Raw genomic sequence first — 9,405 nt, 5'->3', positions numbered from 1 at the left:
GCTGAATAGTCTGGGCTGAGATATTCCCGGCGCTGCCCACGTAGAAGGAGGGTGTCCACAAATGACCGCCGCCCTTGCCCCGCCGTAGCCTTGGGAACTCTTGCAGGATGCGCCGGGCCGACACGCCCTTCAGTATCTTCGCCACGGCCGAGGGTGCCCACTTGGGCGGTACAGAAAGGAAAAGGTGCACGTGGTCGGGCATGACCTCCATGCCTAGCACTGCCCAGTCCCTCATCAAGCAGGCCTCCCGGAATACCTGCATCAGCCTTTCGCGCACCTAAGCGACCCCAAGCTCTACCTCCACCTTGCGCAGCAAGGGCAAAGGGTTTGGCAATGGGGGTTCGAGGTATAGTTCCAGGGCCTCCCGCAGATTTTGTAGGGCCTCTTCCTCGTTGGTTCCCTGGCTGGCCACGTCCACCTCGAGGCACTGGGCTACCCACAGGTTATCCTCACGCCACAGATGAGCCGTGAACTGCTGTTTCATGACTTTATCGTATCACCCATCAGTTACTGCGTTGGTCCCGATCTTTACCAATTCTTTACCCCAGGCCCCCATACTGGTTTCAAAGGCGATGGAGCTCGCCATAACCGCCCCCAGGGCTGATAGCTCCTACTCCAAAAGGGGTAGGGGTTTCTCTTACCTGCCCCGACCACAGGGAGGACAGGCATGGAGAATATCTGGTTTTCGGCGGCGCTCTGGTTGGGGCTGGCCCTTCTGGCTACCCTGCTTTCCATCTGGTTAGGTTTGTCGGTGGCCCTGACCGAGATTGTGGTAGGGGTGGCGGCGCAGCTCGGGGTGGGGGCAGCCCTGGGGCCCAAGGTGCTGGGGGCTGAGCAGGGCTGGATTGTTTTTCTGGCCGGGGTGGGGAGCATCGTGCTGACCTTTCTGGCCGGGGCCGAGCTCGAGCCCGAAGCCTTCCGCAAAAGCTGGAAGGAGGCCACCGTGCTGGGTCTGGCCGCTTTTCTGGCCCCCTTCCTGGGGGTGGCGGCCATTGCCCACTACCTCCTGGGGTGGGCCGCACAGCCGGCCTGGCTGGCCGGGGTGGCCCTCTCCACTACCAGCGTGGCGGTGGTGTATGCGGTCATGCTCGAGCTGGGCCTCAACAAAACCGCCTACGGCAAACTCATCCTGGCGGCCTGCTTTGTGAACGACCTAGCAACGGTGGTGGCCCTGGGGCTGCTCTTTGCGCCGTTTGGCCTGCGTACCCTGCTTTTTGCCCTGGGCCTGGCGGGGGGGCTGTTTGTACTTTTGAAGGTTACCGGGCCCTTCTTCCAAAAGTATGGGGGGCGTACCAGCGAGCTCGAGGCCAAGTTTCTGCTCTTTGCCCTGTTTGCGCTGGGGGGGCTGGCGGTCTGGAGTGGCTCCGAGGCGGTGCTACCGGCCTATCTGGTGGGCATGGTGCTGGCCGGCACGGTGGGCAAGGATCACGCCCTGGTGCGCCGCTTGCGCACCCTCACCTTCGGTTTCCTGACCCCCTTCTATTTCATCCGGGCTGGCTCGCTGGTGCAGATGCCGGTGCTGGTGAGCGGCTTTGGGGTTTTTGCGGCGCTGCTGTTGGGCAAGATGCTCACCAAGTTCGTGGGCGTTTTTCCGGTGACCCACCGCTACCGCTACCCGCAGGGGGAGTCCATGTACACCACCCTCTTGATGAGCACCGGGCTGACCTTCGGCACCATCAGCGCCCTGTATGGCCTGAGCCACGGCATCATCAGCGCGGCGCAGTACTCCTACCTGGTCGCGGCGGTAATCGCCAGCGCGGTGGTGCCTACCTGGCTGGCCAACCGCTTCTTCCTGCCGAGGCGGCACCTGGAGCAGGTGCCCAAATCCACCCAGGAGGTGGCGGCGTGAGGCTGACCGAGAACCACCGCCGGGTACTCTCGCTGGCCCTGGCCGAGTTGGAGGAGTACCTGCTCTTGCTCGAGCGTGCCCTGACCGAGGAGCCCCTGGTGGGGCACCTGTACCAGGAGACCAACGCCCTGCAAAGCCACGAGCGGGCGGAGAGCATCGTGAAGGTGGCGGAGGGGCTGCGGGGGCAGGTGGGCGAAGTGGCCCGCTTGCTGGCCCTGGAGCCGGTTCGGCACGACCGGTTTGATTTGATCTGGGCGGGTCTTTCGGCCCACTGGGCCAACCTGGAGGAGCTACGCCCGGCCCATCTGAGCAGTTACGGGCCGCTCAAACCGGAGGTGGCGGGCTTTTTGGAGGTTCGGTTGTCGTTGCTCGAGCGGGGTCTAGAGCGAATCGAGAACATTTTGACGGAGGTGGAGGATGTTCAGGCGAATCGTGGTGGGGTTTGACGGCTCGGAATCCTCGCGCAAGGCCCTGCTGGAGGCCCTCGAGCTGGCCCGGGCCTTTCAAGGGGAAGTGCATGCGGTGGCGGTGGTGCGGCCTCCGGAGTTTGCCGAGCTCGAGGGCGAGGTGGAAGGAGCCCTGAACCAGGCCCAGGCCGCCCTCAGCGAGGCCTTTAGCTGGGCCCGGGCCGCCGCCCACAAACATGGGGTGGCGCTACACCTGCACCGCCGGGTGGGGCATCCGGCTGAGGTGCTGATGCGCTACGCCGAGGAGCAAGGGGCCGATTTGATGGTGCTGGGACGGCGCGGGCTCACGCCGGTGCAGCGCTGGATGCTGGGCTCGGTCTCGGAACGGGTGCTGCGCTATGCGCCCTGCCCGGTGATGGTGGTGCAGTGAGGGCTGGGATGAGCTTCTGGCAGAGTTTTTTCTCCAACCGCTATCTGCTCATCTTTCTGGGGGGTGCGGTGGGCTCGGTGCTCCGCTATGGTCTGGGCAGCCTGATCCAGAGTGGCCTGGGCAGCGGTTTTCCCTGGAGCACCCTGACCGTCAACCTGCTCGGCAGCTTTTTGATTGGCCTGGTGCTGCGGCTCTCTGCCGAGGGCGCGGTTTCGCAGGAGGGCCGTTTTCTCCTGGCGATGGGCTTTTGTGGGGGCTTCACCACCTTTTCCACCCTGAGCTGGGAAGCCTTGGGGTTGTTGCAGGACCGACAGTGGGTTTCCTGGATGCTCTATACCCAACTGAGCCTGCTGCTGGGCCTCTTGCTGACCTGGTTGGGCTACAGCCTGGGAGGACGGATGGTGGCCTAGAGGGAGGTCTGCATGAAACTGCAAGGTGAAGCCAAGCTACTCCGAATATTCATCGGTGAGGCCGACCACTGGCACGGCAAGCCGCTGCACGAGGCGATTGTGATCGAAGCCCGGCGCTTCGGGCTGGCGGGGGTGAGCGTGTTCAAAGGTTTTGAAGGGTATGGGGCCCACTCGCGCATCCACAGCAGCAAAATTCTTCAGCTCGCTGAAGACCTGCCGGTGCTGGTGGAAATTGTAGACGCCGAGGAGAAAATCCGCGAGTTCCTGCTGGTGCTGGATCAGATGGTGCAGGAGGGGCTCATCACCATGGAAAAGGTAGAGGTAATCCGCTACCTGCCCAAGGAGCGGTCATGAGGCTCTTGTTGCTGAGCGATATCCACGCCAACCCCTGGGCCCTGGAGGCCATAGAGCGGAGGGTGGGGCCGGTGGACGCGGTACTGGTGGCCGGCGATGTGGTGAACTACGGGCCCGAGCCCGGCGCGGTGCTGGACTGGCTGACCAGCCGACGCGCGGTGGCGGTGCGGGGCAACCACGACCAGGCAGTGGCCTTTCGGCAAGACCCCAAAGCCGCCCCGGCCAAAGCCAGGCTGGCCCGGACGCTTGCCGAATGGACCCGCCAGCGACTCACCGCTTCCCAGATGGCCCTCCTGCGCAGTCTGCCGGTGCAGCTCACCTGGGAGCTGTCGGGCGTTCGGGTGGCCATGGTGCACGCCACCCCAAGCGACCCCCTCTACGATTATCGCCTGCGCCCCGACGCAGACAGGCCCTTGCTGGCCGCGCTTTGCGCCGGGGTGAAGGCCGATCTCTTGCTGGTCGGTCACACCCACCTGCCCCTGGTGCGCCGGGTAGGAGAGCTGGTGGTGATCAACCCTGGTTCGGTGGGGCAGCCCCTGGACGGCGATCCCCGTACTGCCTTTGCCCTCTGGGAGGACGGCGAGGTGCGCCTGTGTCGCCTGGAGTATGACCGCACCCCGTTGCTGGCCGCGCTGGAACGCCTGCCGCTGGAGGAGCATGTGTGCCACGAGCTGCGCCGGCTCTACCTCGAGGCCCGGCTCTAGGAGGAGAGGTATGCAAGCACAACTCAGGTTTCTGGCAGGTCCTGCCGACCTCTACCAGGTGGTGGCGTGGCTCTGCGAGGTGCGCGAGGCCCCGCTGGAGGAGGCCGCCCCGGTCTTGCGGGCGACCGTAGACCAGCCCCTGGAGACCCTCGAGCTGGCCGAGCGGCTGGGCCTGGTGGTCCAAAGCGGACTGGCCTTGATGCCCACCCCCTTGGGCTGCGCCTGGGCGGCGCGGCCCGAGGTGCGACCTCCGACCTTCGATGGTGTGCTGGGTGGGCTTCCCCTTGAAACGGTGCGGGCCCGCCTGCGGCGGGCCGGTGGGCGGCTCTCACTCGTGGCCCTGGCCGACTGGGGGGAGTGGCTTGGCTACTGGCAGCAGGATGCAGGCTGGCTATGGCTCCGGGAGGCTGCATGAAAACCAATACCCAGACAGCCTGGCGGCTGGTGGTGGGCCTGGGGCTGGTGAGCCTCTTTGCCGACTTCACCTACGAGGGCGGGCGCAGCATCAGTGGGCCCTTTCTGGCGGTGCTGGGGGCCGGGCCTTTGCTGGTGGGGGCGGTAGCTGGGGTGGGCGAGTTCCTGGGCTACCTGGTACGCCTGTTTGCCGGGCGCTGGGTGGATCAGAGCGGCCAGCCCTGGCGGCTTATGTACCTGGGCTATGCCCTGAACCTGCTCTCCATCCCGGCCCTGGCCCTGGCACCCTCCGCCTGGGGTGCGGCCCTGCTCTTGTTTCTCGAGCGCCTGGGCAAGGGCCTGCGCACCCCGGCGCGCGATGCGCTGCTCTCCCATGCGGGCGATCGTCTGGGCCAGGGCAAGGTCTTTGGCCTGCATGAGCTACTCGATCAATCGGGGGCGTTTCTAGGGCCCCTGCTGGTGGCCTTGCTGGTGAGCCTGGGGGGTTACCGCCTGGGGTTTGCCGGACTCCTCGTGCCGGCGCTGCTGGCCCTGGTCTTCCTGCTATCGGCCCGGCGGCTCGATGGGGTGGCCAGGCCGTCCGCGCAGCAGGACTGGGAAAGCCTTCCCCGTGCTTACTACGCCTATTTGCTCTTTGCCATGCTTACGGTGGCAGGGTTTGCGCACTTTCAGTTGGTGGCCTACCACCTGGAGGCAACCCGGGCCGTCCCGGCGGCCACCATCCCGCTCCTGTTCGCCCTGGCCATGGGGGTCGACGCCCTGGTGGCCTACGGGGTGGGGCACCTCTTTGACCGCCTGGGGCTCCGGCTGCTCTGGGGGGTGCCGGCGCTGAGTCTGGCGGCGGCCCCGTTGTTCGTCCTGGGGCAAGGCCTGGGTGTGCTGGTGCTGGCGGCGCTCCTCTGGGGCAGTGCGCTGGGCCTGCAAGAAAGCCTGATGCGTACGGCGGTGGCCGTCCTGAGCCCGCAGGCCCGCCGGGGCAGCGCCTACGGCCTCTTCGATACCGCGTTTGGGGGGGCCTGGATGCTGGGCAGCCTGGCCATGGGTTTCTTTTACAGTCTGGCCCCCCGGCATCTGGTAGCCTTTGCGGTGCTGCTGCAAATAGCTGCTGCGCTGTTTCTGTGGCGTTTTTACGCCACCTTGAAGGAGGTACGGGCGTGAAGCTCTTCCAAAGGCCGCCCCCACCCGACCTGGCCCGCCTGCAAAGTGAAAAAGCAGCCCTGGAGGCGCGGGTGGCCCAGCTCGAGCAGGACCTGGCCTTCTGCGAAAAACAAAACCACCGCCTGGCACAAGACGCGGGCCCGGCGCTTCGGGAGAACGCCGTGCTGCGTTACCAGCTTTACAAGTGCGAAAGCGACCGGCAGGTGCTGGAGTTTCATGTGCAGGGCAGCCGGGCCGAGGCGGGTGCGGCCCTCAACCTGCTCCACCGGCTGGCCCCTCCGGGCGCTGCCGAGCAGATGGAGCCGCTCGAGGCCACGCTGTTGTTCTTGTACCAGGCCCGCACGCTGGGGGTCTGGCGCGAGGCGCTGGAGCCGCTGGAAGAGCAGGCCCAAAGCCTGTGGCAGGCCGAGCACGGCGAACCCTGGCGCTTCGAGGGCGAACGTTGGCTGGCTCTGAGTGTGGCCGCCCTCCTGCGGCGGCTCGAGCAGGCCCGCAGCCAGAGTCTGGAAGGGGCCGCCCGCCCGGCCGATGGCCTCAGGGCCTTCGACCCGAACCTGGCCGCCCTGGCCGGCGGGCTCCAGCAGGCCCTGGTTGCCCTCGCCTCAGAGGAGGTCCCATGACGCCCAGCCTGCTCTGGCCCGAAGCCCCTGCTTCGCTGGTGATGGAGCCACCACCCTACTTCTTCGACCTAAACCTCGACCGGGTGGTGGAAAAGGCCGTGGGGGGCCTCGAGTTCGACCTGCGCCCACTCTACTACACCCCCCTGCGCGATCCGGAAGCCATCCGCTACCGCCAGGCGGTCTTTGCCGATCTGGCAGACCCCCTGCTCAGGGAGGCCCTACGAGCCTTTGTCCAGGCCCAGCAAGAGCTCAGGCGGCTGTTGAAACTGGCCCGGACCCTTAGCAACCCCTACCAGCAACAGGGCTATTTTCTGCAGGCGGCCCTGCTCTACGTGCGCTCGACGCAGGCGCTGGGCCAAGCCTTGGACAGCTCGAGCCTGGCCTCGGAGGGGCTGAAGCGGGTGCGGGCTTTCCTCGCGCAGTACCGGGCCTCGGCGGGTTTTGCGGCTCTGGCTCAGGAGGCCCAGGGTTTGCAGGCGGCCCTGGCGGCCATCCGCTATACGCTGCACATCCAGGGTGACCGGGTCACGGTGCGCGCCTGGGCCGGCGAGCCCGACTACCAGACCGAGCTCGAGGCCGCTTTCGCCCGCTTCCGCCAGGGCCACTCGAAGGACTACCGGGTAAGCTTTTCGGACTGGAACCAGCTCAACCACATCGAGGAGCGCATTCTGGAGGGGGTGGTGGGGCTCTTTCCCCAGGTCTTCGCCGAGCTGGCCGCCTTCACCCTGCGCCACCCAGGCTTTCCCGATCCTGTGCTCGCCACGCTTGATTGGGAGGTACAGTTCTTCCTGAGCTATCTGGACTACCTTCAGCCCTTGCAGACGGCGGGGCTCTCTTTTTGCCTTCCGGAGATTGCCCAAGACAAGTGGGAATCGCTTCGAGAGGGTTTTGAGCTGGCCCTGGCCCGCCAGCAGCTAGAAGCTGGCGGCAAGGTGGTACCTAACAGTTTTTACCTAGAGGATCCGGAGCGCATTCTGGTGGTGACCGGCCCCAACCAGGGCGGCAAGACCACCTTTGCCCGCATGGTCGGTCAGGTGCATCACCTGGCCCGGCTGGGCCTGCCGGTGCCCGGAACCGAGGCCCGCCTATTCCTCTGCGACCAGATTTTTACCCATTTTGAACGAGTCGAGGCCGCTGAAGCATTGCGCGGCAAGCTACAGGATGAGCTGCTGCGGGTGCGGCAGGCGCTCCTGCAGGCCACTTCTGAAAGCCTTTTCGTGTTTAACGAGATGTTCGCTTCAACCTCGCTCGAGGACGCGCGGTTTTTGAGCCGTGAGGTTTTGGAAAGCGTCCGGAGGCTCCAGGCTTTAGCGGTGGTGGTGACCTTTCTGGATGAGCTGGCCTCGCTAGGCCGGGACACCGTGAGCCTGGTGGCGGAGGTCAGCCCCGACGACCCCACCCTGCGTACCTTCCGGATCTTGCGCCGACCTGCCGATGGCAAGGCCTATGCCCTGGCCATTGCGTCGAAGTATGGGCTCACTTACGAGCGGCTGATGGCCCGCCTGGCCCGAACCGCCCCCACCCCCCTTGCCGGCGGAGGATCACCATGAAAGTGCACTTGCTCTATCCCGACCGGGACTTTACACCAACGCCTCTTTGGGCCGAACAGCAGGCCGACCTGACCCAGGACCTGGATCTGGATGTGCTCTGGTCGGCTATGGCCGAGGGGGACGTGGCGGTGCGCGAGGCGGTCGAGCGGGTCATGCTCGCCAGCCTGAGCGTGGCCCCAGAGGTGGTGGCCTACCGCCAGGCCGTTCTTCGGGACGCGCTCCAGAACCCCCCTGCCCTCGAGGCCCTCTACAAGCTGGTCGGCGAAGCCCTGCTGAGCGAGAAAAAAACTCGGCACTGGGCCTTTGGCCGGTCGCCTGGCTCGGTGCTACAGCGGGCCCTGGAGCTTTTGGGTCTCCTGCTCGAGCGGCTCCACCAACTGCGGGCCTGGGCAGCCTCAGCGGAGGGGCGCTTTCAGTCGGCGGCCTTCCGGCGGCTCATAGCCAGCGTGCAAGAAGACCTGCCCGAAGATTACCTGAAACAGGTGCAGGGCTATCTGCAAGACCTGCGCTTCCGTGAGGGTTTGCACCTGGGGGCGAGGCTGGGGCCGGGCAACAAAGGCGAGGACTACCGGCTGCTGAAAACCCCCACCTCCACCGAGCCCTGGTACAGGCGGCTTCTGGCCCGAAAACCCCCTGCCTTTACCTTTACCCTGCACCCCCGCGACGAGAGCGGGGCCCAGATTTTGCGCGAACTCCAGGACCGGGGCCTCAACACCACCGCCAACGCCCTGGCCCAGTCGGTGGACCACATCCTGGGCTTCTTCGCCCAGCTCCGCACCGAGCTGGCCTTCTACCTGGGAGCCCTGAACCTCCACCAGAAGCTACAGACCCTGGGCGTACCCCTTTGCTTCCCTGTGGTGGACCCCAGGCCAACCTGTGCCTTCGAAGGGCTTGGCGATGTCGCGTTGGCCCTGCGCTCAGGAGGGCCTGTGGTAGGCAACAACCTGCCAATGGGCTCCGGTTTGCTGGTCATCACCGGGGCCAACCAGGGCGGCAAGACCACCTTTTTGCGCAGCCTGGGTCAGGCCCAGCTAATGCTCCAGTCGGGGCTATTCGTGGGCGCCCGGGCCTTTACTTCGGGGCTTTGTGCGGGGGTTTTCACCCATTTCAAGCGCGAGGAGGATCCCACCCTCAAAAGCGGCAAGTTCGACGAGGAGTTATCGCGTATGAGCCGGATTGTGGATCATCTGCGTCCCGGCGGTTTGGTGCTTCTCAACGAGCCGTTTGCGGCAACCCACGAGCTCGAGGGGGCCGAAGTGGCCTACCAGGTGGTGCGGGCGCTGCGGGCCCAGGGGGTGCGGGTGTACCTGGTAAGCCACATGTACAGCCTTACGCGCAGGCTATTGGAGGAAGGCTTTCCCGATGCGGTGTTCCTGCGGGCCGAGCGAAAGCCCGATGGCAGCCGGAGCTACCGTATGCTGCCCGGCGAACCCCTGAGCACCAGCTTTGGCCCCGATGTCTATCAGCAGGTTTTCGAACCTGCGTCCGTCTAGCGACCTCCTGATCCCA

General features: G+C 65.6%; 12 protein-coding genes, 1 pseudogene and 1 riboswitch. Of the genes and pseudogenes, 11 read left to right on the top strand and 2 right to left on the bottom strand.

Annotation, left to right across the window (positions count from 1 at the left end):
* Both tnpA and Mrose_RS01475 read right to left on the bottom strand, forming a co-directional pair.
* Positions 1-277: pseudogene (gene tnpA / locus Mrose_RS01480) on the bottom strand (IS200/IS605 family transposase); the annotation flags it as partial.
* A complete protein-coding gene (locus Mrose_RS01475) occupies positions 278-484 on the bottom strand; it encodes a type II toxin-antitoxin system HicB family antitoxin (RefSeq protein WP_119275653.1) in 207 nt (68 codons plus the stop codon). It lies immediately after the preceding pseudogene.
* Between the two features lie 75 nt (positions 485-559).
* Positions 560-620, top strand: a riboswitch (Fluoride riboswitch).
* 47 nt (positions 621-667) lie between these two features.
* Between Mrose_RS01475 and Mrose_RS01470 the strand changes: the two genes are divergently transcribed.
* From Mrose_RS01470 to Mrose_RS01420, 11 genes are read left to right on the top strand one after another with little or no spacing between them, the layout of a single operon-like run.
* Positions 668-1,849: a cation:proton antiporter gene (locus Mrose_RS01470; RefSeq protein WP_119275652.1), complete on the top strand. Its 1,182-nt coding sequence runs from the start codon at positions 668-670 to the stop codon at positions 1,847-1,849.
* Complete coding sequence (locus Mrose_RS01465) at positions 1,846-2,295, top strand: hypothetical protein (RefSeq protein WP_119275651.1); 450 nt, start codon at positions 1,846-1,848, stop codon at positions 2,293-2,295. The genes Mrose_RS01470 and Mrose_RS01465 overlap by 4 nt, the downstream gene beginning before the upstream one ends.
* Positions 2,267-2,686, top strand: coding sequence for a universal stress protein (locus Mrose_RS01460; protein WP_119275650.1), 420 nt, complete (start codon positions 2,267-2,269; stop codon positions 2,684-2,686). Before Mrose_RS01465 ends, Mrose_RS01460 begins: the two co-directional genes overlap by 29 nt.
* Before the next feature lie 8 nt (positions 2,687-2,694).
* Positions 2,695-3,096 (top strand): fluoride efflux transporter CrcB, encoded by a 402-nt coding sequence (gene crcB / locus Mrose_RS01455; RefSeq protein WP_119275649.1) that lies wholly within the window; start codon positions 2,695-2,697, stop codon positions 3,094-3,096.
* 12 nt (positions 3,097-3,108) lie between these two features.
* Entirely contained in the window at positions 3,109-3,450 is a 342-nt protein-coding gene (locus Mrose_RS01450; RefSeq protein WP_119275648.1) for a DUF190 domain-containing protein, read from the top strand.
* Positions 3,447-4,154: a metallophosphoesterase family protein gene (locus Mrose_RS01445; RefSeq protein ID WP_119275647.1), complete on the top strand. Its 708-nt coding sequence runs from the start codon at positions 3,447-3,449 to the stop codon at positions 4,152-4,154. Before Mrose_RS01450 ends, Mrose_RS01445 begins: the two co-directional genes overlap by 4 nt.
* A 10-nt stretch (positions 4,155-4,164) precedes the next feature.
* A complete protein-coding gene (locus Mrose_RS01440) occupies positions 4,165-4,569 on the top strand; it encodes a hypothetical protein (protein ID WP_119275646.1) in 405 nt (134 codons plus the stop codon).
* Entirely contained in the window at positions 4,566-5,726 is a 1,161-nt protein-coding gene (locus Mrose_RS01435) for an MFS transporter (RefSeq protein WP_119275645.1), read from the top strand. The genes Mrose_RS01440 and Mrose_RS01435 overlap by 4 nt, the downstream gene beginning before the upstream one ends.
* Positions 5,723-6,346 carry a hypothetical protein gene (locus Mrose_RS01430; RefSeq protein ID WP_119275644.1) on the top strand — a complete coding sequence of 208 codons (624 nt, stop codon included), beginning with the start codon at positions 5,723-5,725 and terminating at the stop codon, positions 6,344-6,346. The genes Mrose_RS01435 and Mrose_RS01430 overlap by 4 nt, the downstream gene beginning before the upstream one ends.
* Positions 6,343-7,896 (top strand): MutS-related protein, encoded by a 1,554-nt coding sequence (locus Mrose_RS01425; protein WP_119275643.1) that lies wholly within the window; start codon positions 6,343-6,345, stop codon positions 7,894-7,896. Before Mrose_RS01430 ends, Mrose_RS01425 begins: the two co-directional genes overlap by 4 nt.
* Positions 7,893-9,389 carry a MutS-related protein gene (locus Mrose_RS01420; protein WP_119275642.1) on the top strand — a complete coding sequence of 499 codons (1,497 nt, stop codon included), beginning with the start codon at positions 7,893-7,895 and terminating at the stop codon, positions 9,387-9,389. The genes Mrose_RS01425 and Mrose_RS01420 overlap by 4 nt, the downstream gene beginning before the upstream one ends.
* The last annotated feature ends 16 nt before the right edge of the window (positions 9,390-9,405 follow it).

The organism is Calidithermus roseus (assembly GCF_003574095.1).
GTDB lineage: Bacteria > Deinococcota > Deinococci > Deinococcales > Thermaceae > Calidithermus > Calidithermus roseus.
The sequence above is the reverse complement of the archived record's forward strand: the minus strand, read 5'-3'. Positions and strand labels throughout refer to the sequence as shown.

Excerpts from the sequence above, each read along its gene's own strand:
- Mrose_RS01475 (WP_119275653.1), bottom strand. The coding sequence starts at position 484 with ATGAAACAGCAGTTCACGGCTCATCTGTGGCGTGAGGATAACCTGTGG.
- crcB (WP_119275649.1), top strand. The coding sequence starts at position 2,695 with ATGAGCTTCTGGCAGAGTTTTTTCTCCAACCGCTATCTGCTCATCTTT.
- Mrose_RS01450 (WP_119275648.1), top strand. The coding sequence starts at position 3,109 with ATGAAACTGCAAGGTGAAGCCAAGCTACTCCGAATATTCATCGGTGAG.
- Mrose_RS01425 (WP_119275643.1), top strand. The coding sequence starts at position 6,343 with ATGACGCCCAGCCTGCTCTGGCCCGAAGCCCCTGCTTCGCTGGTGATG.
- Mrose_RS01420 (WP_119275642.1), top strand. The coding sequence starts at position 7,893 with ATGAAAGTGCACTTGCTCTATCCCGACCGGGACTTTACACCAACGCCT.
- Mrose_RS01460 (WP_119275650.1), top strand. The coding sequence starts at position 2,267 with ATGTTCAGGCGAATCGTGGTGGGGTTTGACGGCTCGGAATCCTCGCGC.
- Mrose_RS01445 (WP_119275647.1), top strand. The coding sequence starts at position 3,447 with ATGAGGCTCTTGTTGCTGAGCGATATCCACGCCAACCCCTGGGCCCTG.
- Mrose_RS01470 (WP_119275652.1), top strand. The coding sequence starts at position 668 with ATGGAGAATATCTGGTTTTCGGCGGCGCTCTGGTTGGGGCTGGCCCTT.
- Mrose_RS01440 (WP_119275646.1), top strand. The coding sequence starts at position 4,165 with ATGCAAGCACAACTCAGGTTTCTGGCAGGTCCTGCCGACCTCTACCAG.
- Mrose_RS01435 (WP_119275645.1), top strand. The coding sequence starts at position 4,566 with ATGAAAACCAATACCCAGACAGCCTGGCGGCTGGTGGTGGGCCTGGGG.